The organism is Prauserella flavalba (genome assembly GCF_003202235.1).
In the GTDB taxonomy this organism is placed as follows: domain Bacteria; phylum Actinomycetota; class Actinomycetes; order Mycobacteriales; family Pseudonocardiaceae; genus Prauserella_A; species Prauserella_A flavalba.
Window position 1 is genome coordinate 414,561 of record NZ_MASU01000005.1, and the last position, 21,176, is coordinate 435,736.

Consider the following 21,176-nt stretch of genomic DNA (forward strand, 5'->3'; position numbering starts at 1 on the left):
GCAGTAGCGTCGAGGCCGTGACCCAGTCTCCACCCGCTGACCTGCCCCGTACCGCAGGCGAGCTGCGCGCCGCCGGGTACGCCCCCAAGGGCATCAAGACCGAGATCCACGACAACCTCCTCGCGGCACTGCGGGAGGGCGCCGATCCGTGGCCCGGCATCGTCGGCTTCTCGCGCACGGTGCTGCCGCAGTTCGAGCGGGCCCTGCTCGCCGGGCACGACGTGGTGTTGCTGGGCGAGCGCGGCCAGGGCAAGACCCGCCTGCTGCGCACGCTGGCCGGGCTGCTCGACGAGTGGACCCCCGTGATCGAGGGCTCCGAGCTGGCCGAGCACCCGCTCCAGCCGATCACCCCAGCGTCGCAGCGCCGCGCCGCCGAACTCGGCGACGACCTGCCCGTCGCGTGGCTGCACCGGGATCTGCGCTACACCGAGAAGCTCGCCACGCCCGACACCTCCGTCGGCGACCTCATCGGCGACGTCGACCCCGTGAAGGTCGCCGAGGGCCGCAGCCTCGGCGACCCCGAGACGATCCACTTCGGCCTCGTGCCGCGCGCCCACCGCGGCATCGTGGCGATCAACGAGCTGCCCGACCTCGCCGAGCGGATCCAGGTCGCGCTGCTCAACGTGATGGAGGAACGCGACATCCAGGTCCGCGGCTACACGCTGCGGCTGCCGCTGGACGTGCTGCTGGTCGCCACGGCCAACCCCGAGGACTACACCAACCGCGGCCGGATCATCACGCCGCTCAAGGACCGCTTCGGCGCCGAGATCCGCACGCACTACCCGCTCGATGTCGCCGCCGAGGTCGGCGTCGTCAAGCAGGAGGCCGACCTCAAGGCGGAGGTCGGTGACCCGCTGCTGGAGGTGCTGGCCCGTTTCGTGCGGAACCTGCGCGAGTCCAGCGTCGTCGACCAGCGTTCCGGCGTGTCGGCCCGGTTCGCCGTGGCGGCGGCCGAGACCGTGGCGGCCGCCGCGCTACGGCGCTCGGCGCTGACCGGCGAGCACCCCGCCGTGGCCAGGCCGGTCGATCTCGACGCCGTGCCCGCCGTGCTGCGCGGCAAGATCGAGTTCGAGCCGGGGGAGGAGGGGCGCGAGACCGAGCACCTCGTGCACCTGCTGCGCCTGGCGATCGCCGAGACCGCCCGTGACCGGTTCGCCGGACTGGACCTGCGGCCGCTGGCCGAGGCCGTCGCGGACGGGCACCTGGTGGCCACGGGCGAGCGGGTGCCCGGCCGGGACGTGCTGTCCGCGCTGCCGGAGCTGCCCGTGCTGCACGAGGTCGCCCAGCGCGCGGGCGTCTCGTCGGACGACGCGCCGGGCCGCATCGCCTCGGCCGTCGAGCTCGCCCTGGAGTCGCTCTACCTGGCCCGCAGGCTCGCGAAGGACGCCGACGACGCGACGACGGTGTACGGGCCGTGAGTGCCCGGCCGCCGGAGAACCCGGAGAGCTACGCCTACGGGCCCTACCACGACGGGCCCGACCCGCTCGCGCCTCCGGTGGATCTGCGTGACGCCGTGGACGAGATCGGCCGCGACGTCATGGCGGGCTCCTCGCCGCGTTCGGCGCTGGAGGAGCTGCTGCGCCGGGGCACCCGGCGCACGGCGGGGCTGGACGAGCTGACCCGGCGGGTCTGGCAGCGGCGCTCGGAGATCCAGCGGCGGCACCGGCTCGACGGCACGCTGCAGGAGGTGCGCCGCCTGCTCGACGAGGCGCTCGACGCCGAACGCCGCGCGCTGTTCCCGGACCCGTCCGACGACGCGCGCTTCCGTGAGGCGCAGCTCGACGCGCTGCCGCCCGGCACGGCGGCCGCCGTGAGCGATCTCGCGAACTACGAGTGGACCTCGGAGACCGGGCGGGAGAACTACGAGCGGATCCGCGAGCTGCTCGGCAAGGAGCTGCTCGAGTCGCGCTTCGAGGGCATGAAGCAGGCCCTGCAGTCCACGAGCCCCGAGGACGTCGAGCGGGTCAACCAGATGCTCGCCGACCTCAACGCGCTGCTGTCGGCGCACGCGCAGGGGTTCTCCGACATCGACGAGCGCTTCGCGGAGTTCATGCGCAGGCACGGCGAGTTCTTCCCGGAGAACCCCCAGAACGTGGAGGAGCTGATCGACGTGCTCGCCGCGCGCGCCGCGGCGGCACAGCGGATGCTCAACTCGATGACGCCGGAGCAGCGCGCCGAGCTGGCACAGTTGTCGCAGCAGGCGTTCGGCGACCCGCGCATCGCGCAGCAACTGTCCACACTGGACCAGCAGCTGCGCGGCCTTCGTCCCGGTGAGGACTGGACGTCCTCGGCCCGCTTCCGGGGCGACGACCCGCTGGGGCTGGGCGAGGGCGCGCGGGCGATGACCGACCTCGCCGAGCTGGACGCGCTCGCCGAGCAGCTGTCGCAGGCCTATCCGGGCGCACGGCTGGAGGACATCGACCTCGACGCGCTGGAGCGTCAGCTCGGGGAGGAGGCCGGCGTGGACGCCCGCAGGCTCGCGGAGCTGGAACGGGAGCTGCGCGCGCAGGGCCTGTTCGAGCGTGCGCCCGACGGCTCGCTGCGCCTGTCGCCGAAGGCGTTGCGGCGCCTCGGGGAGACGGCGCTGGCCGAGGTGGTGCGTGCCCTGCGCGGGCGCAGCGGCGACCGGGACACGACGTCGGCGGGTGCGGCGGGGGAGCCGGACGGCTCCACCCGGCCGTGGCGGTTCGGCGACACCCAGCCGTGGGCGGTGTCGCGCACCGTGCGCAACGCGGTGCTGCGCACGGCCGCGAGCCGGCATTCGGGCGCCGTGCGGCTCGACGTGTCCGACGTCGAGGTGGTGGAGACCGAGCACCGGTCCCGCGCCGCCGTGGCGCTGTGCGTGGACACGTCGTGGTCGATGGTGCAGGAGGACCGCTGGCTGCCGATGAAGCGCACCGCGCTCGCGCTGCACCAGCTGATCTCCACGCGGTTCCGCAACGACGCGCTGCAGCTCATCACGTTCGGCCGCTACGCCGCACCGGTGGAGCTGGCCGAGCTGGTGGGCCTGGAGGGCGCGTGGGAACAGGGCACCAACGCCCACCACGCGCTGCTGCTCGCGGGCAGGCACCTGCGCAGGCATCCGGACGCGCAGCCGGTGGTGCTGATGGTGACCGACGGCGAGCCGACCGCCCACCTGGAGCAGGACGGCGTGGCCGAGTTCGACTACCCGCCGAGCCCGCGCACGCTGCTCAAGACACTGTCCGAAGTGGACAGGCTGGCGAAGCTGGGCGCGGCGGTGTCGGTGTTCCGGCTCGGCGACGACCCTCGGCTGGCGGCGTTCGTCGACCTGCTGGCGCGCCGCGCGGGTGGCCGCGTGCTCGCTCCGGACCTCGACGGGCTCGGCGCCGCGGTGGTCGGCGACTACCTCCGCAACCGCCGCTAGGAGTGTGCTGAACGACCCCGCCCGTAGCGAGCGTCGCGCAGTAGGGCAGTGGTTGTTCAGCGCGCTCCTAGGCGGCGACGTCAGGACGGCCGGACGTCCCGTTGCAGCTCGACGTCGGCCACGCCCGGCACGTCCTGCAGCGCGGCGAGGACGGTGTCGGCGTCGACGGAACCGGTGACGGTGCCGAGGAGCTCCTGCACACCGTCGACGGACATCCCAGCCTGCCGCAGGTCCGACACCACGTCGTCGAGCGTGCCGAGGTTCTCGTCGGCGACGGACACGATCACCCTGGTCACGATGCACCTCCCGTCGGGGTCGGGCGGCGCGGTCAGGGTGCCTGCACCAGCCCCGCGCCGACATCCGTCGAGGGTAGCGGCAATCGGCGGGCCGACTGGGAAAGCCGTGCCCACAGCTCCCAGCCGCGGGCCCCGTGCCGCTGCGCGGCGAGCGCGGCGGCGCCCGCGACGTGCGGCGTGGCCATGCTGGTGCCGCTGATGGTGTTGTACCGCTCGGGCATCGTCCAGCTGGAGTAGACGTCCACGCCGGGGCCCGCGAGGTCGACCGCGTTGCCGGGATCGACCGTGCCGCACGAGAAGTCGGCGACCGCGCGGTGCACGTCGATCGCGCCGACGGCCAGTATCGACGGGCAGTTGGCGGGGTGGCCGACCGGCGCGATGTGCCCGTCGGCGCGCCTGCTCTCGTTCCCGGCCGCCGCGACGATCAGCGTGCCCTGCCGCAGCGCCCTGCTCGCGATGGTCTCGAAGATCCGCGAGTGCGGGTCGCCGGGCTGCGTGGCGGCGCCGAGCGACATCGATACCACCGCGCAGCGGTTGCTGATCGCCCACTGGATGCCGGAGAGGATGCCGCCGTCGGTGCCCGATCCGGCGTTGCTCAGCACCTTGCCCGCGTAGATCTCCGCCTCGTAGGCGACGCCGTAGCCGCGCCCGGTCGACGGCGTGCGCGGCCCGCACGCGGTGCCGACGCAGTGCGTGCCGTGCCCGTGCTCGTCGTCCACCGGCTCGCCGTCGACGAACGAGCTGGTGACGAGCGTGCGCCCGGCGAGGTCGGGGTGGTCCACGACCACGCCGGTGTCGAGCACGGCCACGCGGACGCCCTTTCCGGTGGCCGTGCTCCGCGGCGCGCCGAGCGCCTGGAGGCCCCACGTGAACGTGGTCTCGTCGACGGTGTCCTCCGGCTCGACGGCCGGTGCCGCGTAGGCGTGCACGGTGCGCTCGGGTTCCACGAGCGCGAGCGGGCCCTGCCCGGCGGCGCGGGTGAGCGCGTCGGCCTGGTCGGCGGCCGCGGTCACCACGGCGACACCGAGTTCGTGCAGCAGGAGCCCGTCGGGGGCGGACAGCAGGCTGATCGCGGTGGTCCCCAGCACGTCGGCGGTACTGGCGGGATGCAGGCCGGCGACGCTGGCGAAGGTGCTCACCGCCGCGGCCGAGGAGTCCTCCTCGAGAAGTACGAGATACCGTCTGGTCCCGCTGTCAGCGCCACTGGTCATGGCCGCCACCTTCTGTCTTCAGTTGGGGAGTGGGAGGAAACCTCCTATGTTACGAGCCGGGTACGCGGCGTGACAATCACGCGGGCGCCACGACTCGGCACCATCGTGATGTTGCGGGCCTTCGCGGGTTCGGGACGGGCGCGGTCGGGCGTCAGGTGGAAGCGGGAGAGCACCGCCCGCAGCACGACCGTGGCCTCCAGCAACGAGAATCCGGCCCCGAGGCAGCGGCGGACCCCGCCGCCGAACGGGAACCACGTGCCCGCGGGCGGGCCGTCACCGAGGAAGCGCTCGGGGCGGAACGCGCCGGGCCCGGGGTGGTGCGCCGGGTCGGCCTGCACGAGGGCGATCGAGGGCATCACCGTGTGCCCCGCCGGGATGCGGTAGCCGCCGACCTCGATGTCGCGGGTGAGCTTGCGGGCGACCTCCGAGATCACCGGGTGCAGCCGCATCGACTCCTTCGCCACCGCCTCCAGGTACTTCTCGTCGCCGTCGTCGGCGGCGCGCGTGGCGGCGGCCAGCTGCGCGGGCTCGCGGGCCAGTTCATGGAACGCCCACGCCAGCGCGGTCGCGGTCGTCTCGTGCCCCGCCAGCAGCAGGGTGATGAGCTGGTCGCGCAGCTCCGCATCGGTGAGCCCCTCGCCGTCGGTGCCCTCGACGGCGAGCAGCCGGGACAGCACGTCGTGGCGCTCGCCGAGGTCACCCGCGCGCCTGCGCTCGGCGATCTCGGCGTAGAGCAGCTCGTCGGTGCGCCGCTGGGCGATCGCGTAGCGCTTCCACGGCCCGTACCGCTGCAGCTTCGGGTTGTGCCAGCCGAGCAGGTCGACCGGCCCGACGTCGACGATCCGGCGCAGCAGGGTCCGCAGCTCCTCCAGCCGGGGTCCCTCCGCGACGCCGAACACGACGCGCAGGATGATCTCCAGCGTCAGCGCCTGCATGCGCGGGTGGGAGGAGAACGGCGTGCCCGGCCGCCAGCGCTGCACCTCCCGCTCGGTGAGCTCGGTGACGAGGCCGCGGTAGCCGCGCAGCGCGGCGCCGTTGAACGCGGGCATCAACAGCTTGCGGGCACGCAGGTGCACGTCCTCGTCGGTCAGCAGCACCGAGTGCTCGCCCATCGCCGGCTTGAGGATCACGTTGCCCTCGCCCGCGTGGAAGACCGAGGCGGGGCCCGCGAAGACGGCGCGGATGTGGTCGACGTCGGCGAGCTGCACGACGTGGCGCTCCGGGTAGATGCGCAGCCGCACGACATCGCCGTGTCGGCGGCGCAGCCTCGGCATCCAGCGGTGCCGGTAGGAGCCGAACAGCACGGTCTGGACGGCCAGCGGGAGCCGTGGCCCCGGCGGCGGGGCGGTGGCGGTGAGGTTCTCGATGCGCACGCCGGGCGTCGTCGTCTCGGTCGTCACAGGTGCTCCTTCGCCAGTGATCTACACGTGCGTTTTATACGCGCGTATAGATCGGGTGTCCAGGGTCACGCCCGCGGCCGGGTACGCTGCGGGCGTGGGCCATCGGGAAGACCTCCTCGTCGCGGCCCGGCGGCTGCTGGAGGACAAGGGCTACGCGCACATCACGACGCGTGACCTGGTCGCGGCCTCCGGCACGAACCTCGCGTCGATCGGCTACCACTTCGGCTCCAAGGCCGGGCTGCTCAACGCCGCCATCGGCCAGGTCTTCGAGGAGTGGACCGACCAGCTGGCCGACCTCGCGATGGCCGACCCGTCGGCCTCGCCCGTCGAACGCGGGCACGTCACGTGGGCGGCGCTGCTCGGCAGCCTCACCAGCAAACGCAAGCTGCTGCTCTCCTACGTCGAGGCGCTCGCGCAGGCGGAGCGGACCCCCGACCTGCGCAGCCAGTTCGCGGAGCAGTACCGGCGCTGCCGCGAGCGCGTCGCAGGCCTGGTCGCGGAGTCCCTCGGCGACGGTACCCCGCCCGACGACCCCCGCTGTCTCGCCGTCGCGAGCTTCGTGATCGCGATCTGCGACGGGCTGTCCGTCCAGTGGCTGCTCGACCCCGAGGCGGCCCCCACGGCGGAGGAGCTGCTCGCCGGTCTCGGGGCGATGTGGTCGGCGTCGTTCCCACCACGCGGGAAGGCGGACGACGTTTCCGCTTAGTGTTGGGGTATGCAGACTTGGTCATCGGTTGCCGTGCCCCGTATCCCCGGAACGCCCCGCCCGTTACGCCTCCACGACACCGCGACCGGTCAGCTGCGGCCCACGGCGCCCGGCCGCGTCGCCAGGATGTACGTCTGCGGCATCACCCCCTACGACGCCACGCACCTCGGGCACGCCGCGACCTACCTCGCCTTCGACCTCGTCCACCGGCTGTGGCTCGACGCGGGCCACGAGGTGCACTACGTCCAGAACGTCACCGACATCGACGATCCCCTGCTGGAGCGTGCCGAGCGCGACCAGGACGACTGGGTGGTGCTCGGCATGCGGGAGACCGCGCTGTTCCGGGAGGACATGGAGGCGCTGCGCGTGCTGCCGCCCCGCGACTTCGTGGGCGCGGTGGAGAGCATCCCCGAGATCGTCGAGGTGATCGGCAAGCTGCTCGCGAGCGGTGCGGCGTACCGTGCGGACGACCCGGAGTACCCGGACGTGTATTTCGACCGCTCGTTCACGGGCCACTTCGGCTACGAGTCGAACTACAACGCCGAGACGATGGCGCGGTTCTTCGCCGAACGGGGCGGCGACCCCGAGCGCAAGGGCAAGCGCGACCCGCTCGACGCGCTGCTATGGCGGATGGCGCGGCCCGGCGAGCCGTCGTGGGAGTCGGACCTGGGGGAGGGGCGCCCCGGCTGGCACATCGAGTGCAGCGCGATCGCGCTCGGCCGCCTCGGCATGGGCTTCGACGTCCAGGGCGGCGGCTCCGACCTGGCGTTCCCGCACCACGAGTACAGCGCGGCCCACGCCGAGGCGCTGGCGGGGGAGCGTCCGTTCGCCCGCCACTACGTGCACGCCGGGATGATCGGCCTCGACGGCGAGAAGATGTCGAAGTCGAAGGGCAACCTGGTGTTCGTGTCGCGGCTGCGGGCCGACGGCGTGGACCCGGCGGCCATCCGGCTGGCGCTGTTCGCCGGGCACTACCGCGACGACCGCGCGTGGACCGACGGGCTGCTCGCCGCGGCGCGGGAGCGGCTCGCCCGCTGGCGTGAGGCCGTGTCGCTGGAGGCGGGCCCCGCCGTCGACGACACCGTGGCCCGGCTGCGTGACCACCTCGCCGACGACCTCGACACCCCGAAGGCGCTCGCCGCCGTCGACGCGTGGGTGACCGAGGCGCTGGGCCGCCGCGGCACCGACACCGAGGCGCCCGCCCGGCTCCGCGCCGCCGTCGACGCCCTCCTCGGCGTCGCCCTCTAGCGCCCTCGCCGTCCGTCCCCCAAGGCCACCTTTGTTGCGTTGAACGCAACAAAGGTGGCCTTGGGGGCAGGTGGGTCAGCCGGCCGGCAGGGCGAGTTCGATGCCCTGCCAGGAGCGGCGGAGCCAGCGGTCGTGGGAGGCGACCACCACCGCACCCGGTGCGCTTTCCAGCGCCTCCGAGAGTTCCTCGGCGAGGGTGAGCGAGATGTGGTTGGTGGGCTCGTCGAGCAGGAGCACGTGCGGCGGGCTCGCCAGCAGCATCGCCAGCGCAAGCCGCCGTCGCTGCCCCACCGACAGCCTCCCCACCTCCCGGTCGAGGTCCCTCGGCGCGATCAGCCCGAGTGACGACAGCGCCGGCGCCGCCTCACCGGCCGCCCCGGCGTAGAGCCGCCGGGGCGTCGGCGTGGGATCGGCGAACGTGACGTCCTGCTCCAGCAGCCCCACCCGCAGGCCACGGGCCCGGTGCACGGTGCCGCCCGCCGGGGCGAGCCTGCCCGCGAGCACCGCCAGCAGCGTCGACTTCCCGGTGCCGTTGCCGCCGGTCACCAGCAGCCGCGCCGACGTGCCGACGTCCAGCTCGCCCAGCCGCAGCCTGCCGGGCACGTCGAGGTCCCGCACCGACAGGGCCAGCCGCTGCTCGGCGGGCCTGCCGGTGAGCGGCGCCGCGAACCGCAGCGGCCGCGGCGGCCTGCGCACCTGGTCGCGCTCGAGCTCCGCCAGCCGCAGCTGGGCGTTGCGCACCCGGCGGGAGATCTGCTTCTGCACCCGGCCGGTCTTGAAGTCGTACGCCATCTTCGCGTTGTCGCGGGCGGGACGGTTGTGGTTGATGTCCCGCGCCGTCACCGCGACGGAGTGCCGCAGCTGCTTGAGCTCCTCCTGCTCCTCGGCGTACCGCTGCTCCCAGCGCGCCCGCTCCGCCCGTTTGGCCTCCAGGTAGTCCGAGTAGCGCCCGCCGTAGCGGGCCGGCCCGCCGAGCGCGGGGTCGAGGTCCACGATGTCCGTGCACACCGCGTCGAGGAACACCCGGTCGTGCGAGGAGACGACCACGATCCCGGACAACGCCGACAGGTGCCGTTCGAGGAACTCCATCGCCGCGTCGTCGAGGTGGTTGGTCGGCTCGTCCAGCAGCAGCGTCTCGGGCTGCCGGACGAGCAGCGCCGCGAGCGCGAGCCGCGAGCGCTGCCCGCCCGACAGGCTGCCGAGCGGGCGCTCCGGCTCGATCCCGCCGAGCCCGAGCCCCGCGCAGACGAGCTTCGCCCGCCGGTCGGCGTCCCACAGCTCGTGGGCCTGTGCCCACTCCAGCACGCGGCCGTACTCCTCCAGCGCGGCCGCGTCCCCGGGATCCTCGGCCAGCCGCTCGCTCAGCACGTCGAGCCGCGCGGCGGCCGCCCGGATCTCGGCGAGCGCGTCGTCGAGCACGTCGGCGACGCGGGCCGTGTCCGGGAACGGCAGCTCCTGGCGGAGGAAGCCGAGGTCCCCGCCGCCGACCACCGAACCGGCCTGCGGCCGTTCGAGCCCGGCGAGCAGGCGCAGCAGCGTGGACTTGCCGACGCCGTTCTCGCCGACGAGGCCGAGCCGCTGGCCCGCGCTCGCGGTGAGGTCGACGCCCCGGAACACGACGCGATCGCCGTAGGCGAACGCGAGGTCGCGGGCACGCAGGGAAAGGGAAGTGGACATGAAGCATCACCGGCCCGGGTGAGAAGGGGACACCCGCCGGGCGAACGGCCTCGGACGCGGGTGAGGGCTCGGGTCAGCTCTTCATGATGCGTCCAGGCTAGCCACCCGGGCCGCGGGCGCGCCACCGAATTAGCGGCCACCGGGTGATCGGCTTCGGCGGGATACGGTGGTCGGCGTGCCCAACCTGTACGCCACCAGCGACCTGCACGTCACGCACAACGGCAACGAGCCCTTCGTCGACCAGATCCGCCCCGGCTCCCCGGAGGACTGGCTGCTCGTCGCTGGTGACGTCGGGGAGCGGATGTCGGCGGTGGTGGACACGCTGGCGAGGCTGCGCGAGCGGTTCGCCACCGTGGTGTGGGTCCCGGGCAACCACGAGCTGTGGACGACTGGGAAGGACCCCGACCAGCACCGCGGCCAGGACCGCTACGACGAGCTGGTGCGCCGCTGCCGCGACGTCGGCGTGCTCACCCCCGAGGACGAGTACCCGGTGTGGCCCTACGCCGAGCGCCCGCTGACCATCGCGCCGCTGTTCCTGCTCTACGACTACAGCTGGCGCACCCCGGCGGCCGAGGGGGAGCCGCTGGACGTGGCGATGGAGCAGGCCAGGGAAGCCGGCGTGGTCTGCACCGACGAGTTCCTGCTGCACCACGAGCCCTTCCCGAGCCGCTCCGCGTGGTGCGCGCGGCGGCTGGAGGTCACCGGGAAGCGGCTCGACGCCGTCCCCGCCGACCACGGCACGGTGCTGATGTCGCACTGGCCGCTGCACCGGCATCCCACCGAGCCGCTGCACTACCCGGAGTTCGCCATGTGGTGCGGCACCACCGCGACCGCCGACTGGCACGTGCGCTACCGCGCCGAGGTCGCCGTGTACGGCCACCTGCACATTCCGCGCACGACGCGGCGCGACGGGGTGCGCTTCGAGGAGGTCTCGCTCGGCTACCCACGCGAATGGCGCAAGCGCGCGAGGGGAGCGGTGCCGGTGCGGATCATCCTCGGGAACGGGTTCGCCTGAGCACCACCGTCAACGGCGTGACGAGCAGCAGCAACGCGGCGGGCAGGCCGAACCCGAGCGCGGCGGCGTGGTGGTAGGGCGCCGTGAACGCCGCCGGGGCGGCCGCCATGCCCACGAAGCGCATGGCCTGCACCACCGAGATCGCGCCGCCCCGGCCCCGCTCCCCGCCGGAGAGCACGCTCGAGTTGATCGCCACCATGATCAGCTGGCCGCAGAAGCCGGCCACCGCCCAGCACGCCGCCGCGACGGCCAGTGAGTCGACGAACCCGATGGCCGCGAGCAGCAGCGCGCCCGCGACGAGGCCCGTCACCGCGGAGGGCCGGGGCCCGTACCGGTCGTTCACCCCGCCCACCACGCGCGCGGTGAGGATGCCCGCGACACCGAAGCCGGTCAGCACCAGGCCCCGGAGCCCCGACGACAGCCCGAAGGCGTCCTCCAGCCGGAACGCCACCAGGAACGAGACGCCGGACAGGCAGGCCCAGCCGACCAGTCCGACGAGCCCGGGCAGCAGGACGTCCCGCCGCCAGGAGTCGCGCAGGCGCGTCGGCCGCGAGGCGTCCTGGGCCTGGTCGGGCGGCAGCGGGCACGCCGCGAGCACGGCGCCGACCAGCGCGATCCCGGCGAACGCCCACCGCCACGACGCCTCGGCGGCCAGCCCGCCGACCAGCGGCGCCGACGTCTGGCCCACCGCCTGCATGGCCCCGAACAGGCCCAGCGCCCTGCCGAGGCGCGCCTGCGGGGTTCCCTCGGCGAGCTTGGCCATCAGCAGTGGCAGCGTGAACGCGTTCGCGCAGCCCTGTACCCCGCGCGTGACCTGGAACAGCCAGAACCACGGAGCCAGCGCCGCGCCCACGGCCGCCACCGCGTAGACCACGTAGGCGAGGCGGATGGTCCGCGCCTGCCCCCAGCGTTCCCCGAGCGTGCCGGACACGAGCATGAGTGCCGCGAACGGCACCAGGTAGGCGGTGAGCGCCGACGCCGCGACGGACGGGGACACGGCGAAGCTCGCGCCGATCTCGGGCAGGATCGCGGCGACCACACCGCCCCCGAACGGCCCCAGCAGCGCACCGACGTACAGCGAGCCCCTGGTCAGGCGGGCTCGCGCGGACGCCGCGGTCAGCGACCCGAGGAGCCGGGCCCGTCGGGCCTGCGGCGTCGCAGGTAGCGCTCGAACTCGGCGGCGATCCGGTCGCCGCTGCCCTCGTCGACGGTGATCTCGGCGTCGCCGCGCTCCTCGAGGGTGCGCACGTAGTCGCTGATCTCCTCGTCCTCGTCGGCCATCTCGGAGACGGTGCGCTGCCACTCCTCGGCCTGCTCGGGTAGCGCGCCGAGCGGGATGCCGACGTCGAGGATGTCCTCGAGCTTGTGCAGCAGCGCCAGCGTCGCCTTGGGCGAGGGCGGGTGTGACACGTAGTGGGGCACGGCCGCCCACACGGACACGGCCGGGATGCCGGCCTGCACGCACAGGTCCTGCAGGACCCCCGTGATGCCGGTGGCGCCCTGGTAGCGGCTGCGTTCCAGGCCGAACCGGGCCGCGGCCTCCGCGTCGTAGGCGGTCCCGGTGACCGGGACGGGTCTGGTGTGCGCGGTGTCGGCCAGCAGCGCCCCCAGCGTCACGACCGTCGAGACCTCGAGCTGCTCGATGTGCTCCAGCAGCTCGGCGCAGAACGCCCGCCAGCGCATGTTGGGCTCGGGCCCCTGCACCAGCACGATGTCCCGGTCGAAGCCCTCGGGACGGCACACGGAGAGCCGCGTCGTCGGCCACTCGACCCGGCGGGTCACGCCGTCCACCATGCGGACGGTGGGCCTGCTCACCTGGAAGTCGTAGTAGTCGTCGGGGTCGAGCTCGGCCAGCGGCTTGGCATCCCAGTTGAGCTGCAGGTGCTCGAGGGCCGTGCTCGCGGCGTCCCCCGCGTCGTTCCAGCCTTCGAACGCCACCACCATCACCGGTTTCGGCGGGGGCCGGTTGTCTGTTGCTTCGTCGAAGGGCTTGCTCACACAGTCAGCCTACGGCCCGGCGGCATCCCCTGTGGACCGCGCTGGCCCGTAGGCTGTCACCCATGCCCACCCCTCTCTCTTCGCCGCTGCTGGACGCGCTCTCGACCCGGGTCGTGGTCGCCGACGGCGCGATGGGTACCGCGCTTCAGGCCCACGACCTCTCGCTCGACGACTTCGCCGGGCTGGAGGGCTGTAACGAGATCCTGAACGTGACCAGGCCGGACGTGGTGCGGGGCATCCACCGCGGTTACCTGGAGGCTGGCGCCGACGCGGTCGAGACCAACACGTTCGGGGCGAACTTCGCGAACCTGGCCGAATACGACATCGCGGACCGGATCTTCGAGCTGTCGGAGGCGGGCGCGCGGCTGGCGAGGGAGGCCGCCGACGAGTTCGCCGAGCCGGGCAGGCCGCGGTTCGTGCTGGGCTCGGTGGGTCCGGGCACGAAGCTGCCGACGCTGGGGCACGCGCCGTTCACGACGCTGCGCGACGCCTACATGGAAGAGGTCAGGGGCCTGCTCGCGGGCGGGGTGGACGCGGTGATCGTAGAGACCACCCAGGACATCCTGCAGACGAAGGCCTCGATCGTGGCGGCCCACCGCGCGATGGCCGCGGAGGGTCGGCGCGTGCCGGTGATCGCGTCGATCACCGTGGAGACCACGGGCACGATGCTGCTGGGCACCGAGGTGGGTGCGGCGCTGACGGCGCTGGAGCCGCTGGGCATCGACGTGATCGGGCTGAACTGCGCCACGGGTCCCGCCGAGATGAGCGAGCATCTGCGGACGCTGTCGCGGCACGCGCGGGTGCCGCTGTCGGTGATGCCGAACGCGGGCCTGCCGGAGCTGGGCCCGGACGGCGCGGTGTACCCGCTGAGCCCGGAAGGGCTGGCCGAGGCGCTGTCGGGGTTCGTGCGCGAGTTCGGGGTGGGCCTGGTCGGCGGCTGCTGCGGGACCACGGACGAGCACGTGCGGCAGCTGGTGGCCGCGGTGCGGGAGGTGGAGACGCCGTCGAGGACTCCGCGCCCTGAGCAGGGCGTGTCGTCGCTGTACCAGGCGGTGCCGTTCGAGCAGGACGCGAGTGTGCTCGTGATCGGCGAGCGCACCAACGCCAACGGGTCGAAGGCGTTCCGCGAGGCGATGCTGGAGGGCCGCTACGAGGACTGCGTGGAGATCGCCCGCGGCCAGACCCGCGACGGTGCCCACATGCTGGACCTGTGCGTCGACTACGTGGGCCGCGATGGCGCCGCCGACATGGCCGAGCTGGCGGGCAGGCTCGCGACGGCGTCCACGCTGCCAATCATGCTGGACTCCACCGAGCCCGACGTGATCAAGGCCGGGCTCGAGCGTCTGGGCGGGCGGTGCGCGGTCAACTCCGTCAACTACGAGGACGGCGACGGGCCGGGCTCGCGGTACCGCCGGATGATGGAGCTGGTGCGGGAGCACGGCGCCGCGGTGGTGGTGATGTGCATCGACGAGGAGGGCCAGGCCCGCACCGCCGAGGCGAAGGTCCGCATCGCGAGCCGGATCATCGACGATCTCACCGCGAACTGGGGCATGGCCGTCGGCGACATCATCGTCGACTGCCTGACGTTCCCGATCTCCACCGGCCAGGAGGAGGTGCGCCGCGACGGGCTGGAGACCATCGAGGCGATCCGCGAGCTCAAGCGCCGCTACCCGGGCGTGCGTACCACACTGGGCGTCTCCAACATCTCCTTCGGGCTCAACCCGGCCGCGCGGCAGGTACTGAACTCGGTGTTCCTGCACGAGTGCGTGCAGGCGGGGCTGGACACGGCGATCGTGCACGCGTCGAAGATCCTGCCGATGGCGCGGATCCCCGACGAACAGCGGGAGGTCGCGCTCGACCTGGTCTACGACCGCAGGCGCGAAGGATACGACCCGCTGCAGACGCTGATGTCGCTGTTCGAGGGCAAGACCGCCGCGTCGTCGCGGGCCTCGCGGGCCGAGGAGCTGGCGAAGCTGCCGCTGTTCGAACGGCTGGAGCGGCGCATCGTCGACGGCGACCGCAACGGGCTGGAGGCCGACCTCGACGCCGCGATGGCAGAGAAGCCGCCGCTGGAGATCATCAACGACACACTGCTGGCCGGCATGAAGACCGTCGGCGAGCTGTTCGGCTCCGGGCAGATGCAGCTGCCCTTCGTGCTCCAGTCGGCCGAGGTGATGAAGACCGCGGTCGCGTACCTCGAACCGCACATGGAAAAGGACGACTCCGGCGGCAAGGGCCGGATCGTGCTGGCCACGGTCAAGGGCGACGTGCACGACATCGGCAAGAACCTGGTCGACATCATCCTCTCCAACAACGGCTACGACGTGGTCAACCTCGGCATCAAGCAGCCGATCACCACGATCCTGGACGCCGCGCGGGAGCACCGGGCCGACGCGATCGGCATGTCGGGCCTGCTCGTCAAGTCCACGGTGATCATGAAGGAGAACCTGGAGGAGATGAACTCCCGCGGCGTGGCAGGCCAGTGGCCCGTGCTGCTCGGCGGCGCCGCGCTGACCCGCTCCTACGTCGAGAACGACCTGACCGAGATCTACCAGGGCGACGTCCGCTACGCCCGTGACGCGTTCGAGGGTCTGCGCCTGATGGACACGATCATGGCCGTCAAACGTGGCGAGGGTCCCGCCGTCGACCCCGAGGAGGAGGCCAGGCGCGCCGAGCGCAAGGCCCGCCGCGAGCGGTCCCTGCGCATCGCCGAGGCCCGCAAGGCCCGGCAGGAGCCCGAACCGCAGGACGGGCCCGCCCGCTCGGACGTGGCCACCGACGTCGCGCTGCCCACACCGCCGTTCTGGGGCACCCGCGTGGTCAAGGGCGTCCCGGTGGCCGACTACTCTGCCTACCTCGACGAACGCGCCACCTTCCTCGGCCAGTGGGGGCTCAAGGGGGCCCGCGGCGGCTCCGGGCCCAGCTACGAGGAACTGGTGGAGACCGAGGGCAGGCCGAGGCTGCGGGCCTGGCTGGAGCGGCTCGCCACCGACGGCATCCTCGCCCACGCCGCCGTCGTCTACGGGTACTTCCCGGCGGTGGCCGAGGGCGAGGACCTGGTCGTGCTCGCCGAGCCGCGCCCGGACGCGGCGGAGGTGACCCGGTTCACCTTCCCCCGGCAGCGGCGCGACCGCCGCCTGTGCCTTTCGGACTTCTACCGGCCCCGTGACCTGGCCGAACAGGCCGGCGAGGTGGACGTGCTGCCGTTGACGCTGGTCACGATGGGCCAGCCGATCGCCGACTACGCCAACGACCTGTTCGCGCGCGACGCCTACCGCGACTACCTCGAGGTCCACGGCCTCGGCGTCCAGCTCACCGAGGCGCTCGCCGAGTACTGGCACCGCCGCATCCGCCAGGAACTGCGTTTCGCCACCGGAAACCCCGTTTCCGAAGAAGACCCCGCGGACGTCGAGGAATTCTTCAAGCTCGGTTACCGTGGCGCGCGGTTCTCGCTCGGTTACGGCGCGTGCCCCAATCTGGAGGATCGTGCGAAAATCGTCGAACTTCTCCAGCCGGAGCGCATCGGCGTGAAGCTCTCCGAGGAATTCCAGCTGCACCCCGAACAATCCACCGACGCCATTGTGGCGCACCACCCCGAAGCCAAATACTTCAACACCTAGGAGCGAACGTGAACCGACCGTCCGCAATGGACGGCCCCGCCGCCGTGCTGTGGGACATGGACGGCACGCTCGTCGATTCCGAGAAGCTCTGGGACGTCGCGCTCTACGAGGCCGCGAGCTGGCTCGGCGGTGACCTCACGACGGAGCAGCGTGCCTCCCTCGTCGGGTCCAACATGGACACCACGACGCGCTTTCTGCTGTCCGTCGCGGGCAGGGAGGTGACGCCGGAGGCCGTCGGCGAGGTCGCCCAGTGGATCCGGGAGCGTACCGCCACGCTGTTCGCCGACGAGCTGCCCTGGCGTCCCGGGGCACGCGAGGCGCTCGCCGCGATCTCCTCGGCGGGCATCCCGTGCGCGCTGGTCACCTCCACCGAGCGCGCGCTGACCGAGCTGGCGCTCAACACGATCGGCCGCGAGTTCTTCACCGTCACCGTGTGCGGCGACGAGGTGGGCGGGCTCAACAAGCCGCACCCCGAGCCCTACCTGCGCGCCGCCCGGCTGCTGGACCTCGACCCGGAGTCGTGTGTCGCGGTGGAGGACTCGCCGGTGGGCACCGAGTCGGCGGTCGCGGCGGGCTGCACGGTGCTCGTCGTGCCCAACGACGTACCGGTGGAGCCCGGGGTGCGGCGGACGTTCCGCTCCTCGCTCGTCGGCCTCGACGCGCGCGCGGTCGCGGAGATCGCGTCCGCGCGCGAGCGCTGAACCCGCGCGCGGCGTCAGCGCACGAGCTCGGCGGGGATGTCGGCGTGCTTCACGCCGACGAGCGCCACGTAGTACAGCGGCTCGCCACAGATGTTGAGGCGGTGCCGGTAGCGCTCGGAGGAGCGCACCTCGAGCACCCCGGCCTCCTGGCAGCGCTTGATCAGCCGCGCGAAGCCGGACGTGTCCTCGTCGCCGAGGAACCGGTCCTTGATGGTGAACGCGATCCAGCCGCCGTCACTCACGAGGTTGTACGCGGCACGGAACGCCGCGGGCGGGATGTCGCCGTAGCCGAGAGCGGCCACGCAGGACAGCGTGTTGAAGCCGTACCCGGCCAGCGTGCGGCTGTCCTGCTCGGACAGCGCGGTCAGGTCCGCGACGTGATAGGCGTCGTAGACCTCGGGCCGGTCGCGCAGCGCGGCGTCCCGCGCCTCCGGGATGATGTCCACGCCGACCAGTGTGCCCGCGCCCACGGTGCGCAACTGCTCACCGACGAGTCCGTTGCCCGCGCCCAGATCGAGGACGCGCAGTGACGAGGCGACCACGTTGTCCCGCTGGATCTGTTCTTTCAGCAGCTTTCCGACCACGTCGGGTGAGCGACAGTCCAGAATGTCGTGGAAGAGTTGTTCGTAGAGTCCGGGAATTGCGAAGATCCGGTGGTAGTCGTGGAAGCGGATCTTCTGCCATGAGCCGTCCAGCTGGACCAGACAGTACTCGGAGTCCTGGTCGATTCGCTCCGGGTCGTCCGGCAGTCGTATTCGCAGTTCGTTGTGCTTCATCGAAGGGCCGCCGTTTTCGTCGGGTAACCTCCTGTTTGCCATACCCCACCTTTCTGTTCTCGATTCGTTCCCGGCCTCTGCAATTCAGCAAAGTGGATTTCCGTGGCCAAGTCAACCGGCCGACAGCGGGATCGTGCGGGAGAAGGCCCGCCCGCCACCGTGCCGACGGTGGATGGAAGGATTCAGCCCGTGAAGACCTTCGATGAGCTGTACGCCGAGCTTGCCGAACGCGCCCGTTCGCGGCCCGAGGGCTCCGGCACCGTGGCCGCGCTGGACGCCGGAGTGCACGCGCAGGGCAAGAAGGTGCTGGAGGAGGCCGGCGAGGTCTGGATCGCGGCGGAGCACGAGTCCGACGAGCGGCTGGCCGAGGAGGTCTCCCAGCTGCTCTACCGGGTTCAGGTGCTGCTGCTGGGCCGGGGCGTCCCGCTCGAGGACGTCTACCGGTATCTGTGAGGAGGAAAGGAAACACCATGCTGCGTGTCGCGGTGCCGAACAAGGGTGCGCTGGCCGGGCCGGCGTCGGAGATGCTCGGTGAGGCGGGCTACCGCCAGCGACATGAGCAGCGCGACCTCACCGTGCTCGACCCGGTGAACGACGTCGAGTTCTTCTTCCTCCGGCCCAAGGACATCCCGATCTACGTCGGTTCCGGGGAGCTGGACCTGGGCATCACGGGCCGCGACCTGGCGCTGGACTCCGGCGCGCCGGTGGAGGAGACGCTCGCGCTCGGCTTCGGCGGCTCCACGTTCCGCTACGCGGCGCCCGCGGGCAGGGACTGGAAGACGGAGGACCTGCACGGCAGGCGGCTCGCCACGTCCTACCCGAAGCTCGTGCGCGACGATCTCGCCAAGCAGGGCGTGGAGGCGGAGGTGATCCGGCTCGACGGCGCCGTGGAGATCTCGGTGCAGCTCGGCGTCGCCGACGCGATCGCCGACGTCGTGGGCTCCGGCCGGACGCTGCGCCAGCACAACCTCGTCGCGTTCGGTGACCCGATCTGCGTGTCGGAGGCGGTGCTGGTGCACCGGGCGGGCAACGCCGACTCGAAGCCCATCGCGCAGCTGGCCGCGCGGCTGCAGGGCGTGGTGTTCGCGCAGCAGTACATGATGCTCGACTACGACTGCCCGCGCACGCTGCTCGAACAGGCGATGGCCATCACGCCCGGCCTCGAGTCGCCCACCGTCGCGCCGCTCGCGCACGCCGACTGGGTGGCCGTGCGGGCGATGGTGCCGCGCAAGCAGGTCAACTCGATCATGGACGAGCTGGCCGCCGTGGGCGCCCGCGCCATCCTGGCGTCGGACATCCGCTCCTGCCGGCTCTGAGCCCGGTGCCGCTGGGGCCTTCGTGCTCCAGCGGCACTCAGCGCGGGCGCTGGCGCTTCGGCAGCAGGTCGTAGAGCTTGCGGCGGGCGCCGTTGTCGTTGGCGGCCCTGGTGTCCGACAGCTCGGCGATGAAGTCCTCGAACACGAACTCCTGCTCGGCCACCGGCGGCGCCGGCGCCGCCGGTGCGGTCATGGTGTCGAGCACGGTGGCGATCTGCCGGAACGCCACCGCCTGGATGGTCTCCGGCGCGAACGTCGTCACCGGCACGCCCCGCGCCGCGGCCTCGTTCATCACCACGCCGAGCGGCACGTGGGGCAGGATCGGGATGCCGAACGTGTGCAGCTCGCTCAGTGCCGCCGCCGCGTACGCCGAGATCGGCCGCCGGTACAGCCCGGGAACGAGCCCGTAGTAGGCCACCGGCTGACGGTCCACGGCGGACTCGACGTAGCGGATCTGCTCCTGCATCAGGCGCAGCGCGCGGATGCTCGTGCGGTCGGGCTGCACCGGCACGAGGATGCCGTGCGTGGCGGCGAGCGCGTTGTTGGTGAGCACGTCCAGCGCGGGCGGGCAGTCGATGATCACGTGGTCGTAGTTGGCGAACTGGATCACCCTGGCCAGCTGCCAGCCGGGCACGCGGAACTGGTCGAGTCTGCGCACCAGGTCGAACATCCCCGGCGACGTGGGGATCACGTCGAACGCGCCGCCCGCGCCGATGTTGCTGCGGGGGTGGGGGACCACCAGCTCCTCGATCGCGCCCCGCCACGTCTTGGTGAGCGCCTTGGCGAGGCTGGGCGCCTCGGCGGGAACCTCGGGCAGCCCCAGGAGCTCCGTGGTCGCGTGACCCTGCGGGTCGAGGTCGATCAGCAGCACCCTGCGGCCGCGCTCGGCGAGCGCGGCGGCGGCGCCGACACTGAGCGCGGTCTTGCCGACCCCGCCTTTCTGGTTGACCACCGAGGTGATCTGCACTGTGCGCCAGCTCCTGGATCTCGTGGTTTGGGAGCAGGTTAGTGGATCAGGACCGGTCCTGCCCCGCGGCCGGTCGCCTGTCCGGGCGGGCCCGCACCAGCAGCGCCTGCGCACCGGTCCCGACCTGCCCGCTCGTGTCGTGCAGCCTGCTGGTCGCCGTGCCGACGCCCTGCGGGCCGAGCACCGTGTCGGCGTCGAGCCCGATCCACTCGCCGACCGGCTCGCGGTGCACGTGGACGGTGAGCTCCGCGTTGATGAACAGCCACTCGCGCATGTCGAGGCGGTTGGACGTGCCGTTGCCGGAGTCGGCGACCGTGAACAGCCGCTGCAGCGGGCTCGGCTTCTCGCCGTCGACGAGCGGCACGCGCTGCCGCGCCCACACGGCCGCGGGCCCCGGCTCGGTGATCCGGCCGCTGATCTTGCGCCACTCCATCGCCTTGAGGTAGCCGTCGTTCCACGTCGCCGGCCAGTCGGCGGGCGGGCAGTCCTCGACCGGGGTGAGCGGCGCGGCGAAGCCTTCGGCGACCTCCGTGGTGTCCGAGGTCGCGAACCGCCAGCCGGAGGCCTTCGCCACCACCCGGCCGCCCGCCGACAGCTCCGCCGACAGCAGCTCCACCGAGCGGCCCGGCCGCTCCAGCCCGGCCCGCACCGTGAGCTCGGTCAGCGGGGCGGGGCCGAGGATCTCCACGGTCACCCGGCCCAGCAGCATCTCGCGCTCGGCGGGAATGCCCTCCAGCTCGCGCACCAGCAGCGCCGACGGCGGGCCGAAGTGCTGCGAGTCCGGTGACCACGGGCCGGCCGTGTGCTCGGTGGGCCGGTACCGCCCGTCTCCCCGGGGCAGGTAGAACGCTTCGGACACG

The 21,176-nt window shown here is 72.5% G+C and carries 18 protein-coding genes; 9 read left to right on the forward strand and 9 right to left on the reverse strand.

From position 1 onward, the window contains the following. Positions 1 to 17: 17 nt before the first annotated feature. Both BA062_RS09315 and BA062_RS09320 read left to right on the forward strand, forming a co-directional pair. Positions 18 to 1,418: an ATP-binding protein gene (locus tag BA062_RS09315; protein WP_110335660.1), complete on the forward strand. Its 1,401-nt coding sequence runs from the start codon at positions 18 to 20 to the stop codon at positions 1,416 to 1,418. Then, complete coding sequence (locus BA062_RS09320) at positions 1,415 to 3,385, forward strand: vWA domain-containing protein (protein ID WP_110335661.1); 1,971 nt, start codon at positions 1,415 to 1,417, stop codon at positions 3,383 to 3,385. The genes BA062_RS09315 and BA062_RS09320 overlap by 4 nt, the downstream gene beginning before the upstream one ends. Positions 3,386 to 3,465: 80 nt before the next feature. Here BA062_RS09320 and BA062_RS09325 read toward each other — a convergent pair whose 3' ends face one another. The 3 genes from BA062_RS09325 to BA062_RS09335 are packed head-to-tail and all read right to left on the reverse strand — an operon-like array spanning position 3,466 to position 6,292. Further along, on the reverse strand, positions 3,466 to 3,681 hold the full coding sequence (locus BA062_RS09325; RefSeq protein ID WP_110335662.1) for a hypothetical protein: 216 nt from the start codon (positions 3,679 to 3,681) through the stop codon (positions 3,466 to 3,468). A 32-nt stretch (positions 3,682 to 3,713) separates the two neighbouring features. After that, positions 3,714 to 4,892, reverse strand: a complete 1,179-nt coding sequence (locus BA062_RS09330; protein ID WP_110335663.1) for a S8 family serine peptidase — start codon at positions 4,890 to 4,892, stop codon at positions 3,714 to 3,716. Between the two features lie 44 nt (positions 4,893 to 4,936). After that, the gene (locus tag BA062_RS09335) at positions 4,937 to 6,292 is read right to left on the reverse strand and encodes a cytochrome P450 (protein ID WP_110335664.1); all 1,356 of its coding nucleotides are present in this window, start codon (positions 6,290 to 6,292) and stop codon (positions 4,937 to 4,939) included. A 94-nt stretch (positions 6,293 to 6,386) separates the two neighbouring features. On the opposite strand from BA062_RS09335, the gene BA062_RS09340 reads away from it, so the two are divergent. Together BA062_RS09340 and mshC are read left to right on the forward strand one after the other, a co-directional pair. Beyond that, positions 6,387 to 6,998 (forward strand): TetR/AcrR family transcriptional regulator, encoded by a 612-nt coding sequence (locus BA062_RS09340; RefSeq protein ID WP_110337144.1) that lies wholly within the window; start codon positions 6,387 to 6,389, stop codon positions 6,996 to 6,998. A gap of 9 nt (positions 6,999 to 7,007) precedes the next feature. After that, positions 7,008 to 8,246: a cysteine--1-D-myo-inosityl 2-amino-2-deoxy-alpha-D-glucopyranoside ligase gene (gene mshC / locus BA062_RS09345; RefSeq protein WP_110335665.1), complete on the forward strand. Its 1,239-nt coding sequence runs from the start codon at positions 7,008 to 7,010 to the stop codon at positions 8,244 to 8,246. 75 nt (positions 8,247 to 8,321) lie between these two features. On the opposite strand, the gene BA062_RS09350 is transcribed toward mshC, so the two are convergent. Next, complete coding sequence (locus tag BA062_RS09350; protein ID WP_110335666.1) at positions 8,322 to 9,923, reverse strand: ABC-F family ATP-binding cassette domain-containing protein; 1,602 nt, start codon at positions 9,921 to 9,923, stop codon at positions 8,322 to 8,324. A 175-nt stretch (positions 9,924 to 10,098) separates the two neighbouring features. Here BA062_RS09350 and BA062_RS09355 point away from each other — a divergent pair, with 175 nt between their 5' ends. Continuing rightward, entirely contained in the window at positions 10,099 to 10,938 is an 840-nt protein-coding gene (locus BA062_RS09355) for a metallophosphoesterase family protein (RefSeq protein WP_110337146.1), read from the forward strand. Here BA062_RS09355 and BA062_RS09360 read toward each other — a convergent pair. Both BA062_RS09360 and BA062_RS09365 read right to left on the reverse strand, forming a co-directional pair. Next, the gene (locus tag BA062_RS09360; protein WP_245959742.1) at positions 10,913 to 11,977 is read right to left on the reverse strand and encodes an MFS transporter; all 1,065 of its coding nucleotides are present in this window, start codon (positions 11,975 to 11,977) and stop codon (positions 10,913 to 10,915) included. The two genes, BA062_RS09355 and BA062_RS09360, sit on opposite strands and share 26 nt — an antisense overlap. Positions 11,978 to 12,054: 77 nt before the next feature. Next, on the reverse strand, positions 12,055 to 12,936 hold the full coding sequence (locus tag BA062_RS09365; RefSeq protein WP_391359340.1) for a PAC2 family protein: 882 nt from the start codon (positions 12,934 to 12,936) through the stop codon (positions 12,055 to 12,057). Between the two features lie 62 nt (positions 12,937 to 12,998). On the opposite strand from BA062_RS09365, the gene metH reads away from it, so the two are divergent. Then, positions 12,999 to 16,556, forward strand: a complete 3,558-nt coding sequence (gene metH / locus BA062_RS09370) for a methionine synthase (RefSeq protein ID WP_110335668.1) — start codon at positions 12,999 to 13,001, stop codon at positions 16,554 to 16,556. 26 nt (positions 16,557 to 16,582) lie between these two features. Then, positions 16,583 to 17,257, forward strand: a complete 675-nt coding sequence (locus BA062_RS09375; protein WP_110335669.1) for an HAD family hydrolase — start codon at positions 16,583 to 16,585, stop codon at positions 17,255 to 17,257. A 14-nt stretch (positions 17,258 to 17,271) separates the two neighbouring features. Here the strand turns inward: BA062_RS09375 and BA062_RS09380 are convergent, their stop codons facing one another. Further along, positions 17,272 to 18,075 (reverse strand): class I SAM-dependent DNA methyltransferase, encoded by an 804-nt coding sequence (locus tag BA062_RS09380; RefSeq protein WP_110335670.1) that lies wholly within the window; start codon positions 18,073 to 18,075, stop codon positions 17,272 to 17,274. Between the two features lie 147 nt (positions 18,076 to 18,222). Between BA062_RS09380 and BA062_RS09385 the strand changes: the two genes are divergently transcribed. Next, positions 18,223 to 18,486 carry a phosphoribosyl-ATP diphosphatase gene (locus BA062_RS09385; RefSeq protein WP_110335671.1) on the forward strand — a complete coding sequence of 88 codons (264 nt, stop codon included), beginning with the start codon at positions 18,223 to 18,225 and terminating at the stop codon, positions 18,484 to 18,486. Positions 18,487 to 18,503: 17 nt separating this feature from the next. Further along, the gene (gene hisG / locus BA062_RS09390; RefSeq protein WP_110335672.1) at positions 18,504 to 19,349 is read left to right on the forward strand and encodes an ATP phosphoribosyltransferase; all 846 of its coding nucleotides are present in this window, start codon (positions 18,504 to 18,506) and stop codon (positions 19,347 to 19,349) included. 37 nt (positions 19,350 to 19,386) lie between these two features. Here the strand turns inward: hisG and BA062_RS09395 are convergent, their stop codons facing one another. Both BA062_RS09395 and BA062_RS09400 read right to left on the reverse strand, forming a co-directional pair. Further along, the gene (locus tag BA062_RS09395; RefSeq protein ID WP_110335673.1) at positions 19,387 to 20,316 is read right to left on the reverse strand and encodes a ParA family protein; all 930 of its coding nucleotides are present in this window, start codon (positions 20,314 to 20,316) and stop codon (positions 19,387 to 19,389) included. Between the two features lie 46 nt (positions 20,317 to 20,362). Beyond that, positions 20,363 to 21,175, reverse strand: coding sequence for a thioesterase family protein (locus BA062_RS09400; RefSeq protein WP_110335674.1), 813 nt, complete (start codon positions 21,173 to 21,175; stop codon positions 20,363 to 20,365). Position 21,176 lies beyond the last annotated feature (1 nt).

What these genes read in the sequence shown, in the direction of transcription:
- BA062_RS09330 (WP_110335663.1), bottom strand. Translation starts at nt 4,892, where the DNA reads ATGACCAGTGGCGCTGACAGCGGGACCAGACGGTATCTCGTACTTCTC.
- mshC (WP_110335665.1), top strand. Translation starts at nt 7,008, where the DNA reads ATGCAGACTTGGTCATCGGTTGCCGTGCCCCGTATCCCCGGAACGCCC.
- BA062_RS09350 (WP_110335666.1), bottom strand. Translation starts at nt 9,923, where the DNA reads ATGTCCACTTCCCTTTCCCTGCGTGCCCGCGACCTCGCGTTCGCCTAC.
- metH (WP_110335668.1), top strand. Translation starts at nt 12,999, where the DNA reads ATGCCCACCCCTCTCTCTTCGCCGCTGCTGGACGCGCTCTCGACCCGG.
- BA062_RS09375 (WP_110335669.1), top strand. Translation starts at nt 16,583, where the DNA reads ATGGACGGCCCCGCCGCCGTGCTGTGGGACATGGACGGCACGCTCGTC.
- BA062_RS09380 (WP_110335670.1), bottom strand. Translation starts at nt 18,075, where the DNA reads ATGGCAAACAGGAGGTTACCCGACGAAAACGGCGGCCCTTCGATGAAG.
- hisG (WP_110335672.1), top strand. Translation starts at nt 18,504, where the DNA reads ATGCTGCGTGTCGCGGTGCCGAACAAGGGTGCGCTGGCCGGGCCGGCG.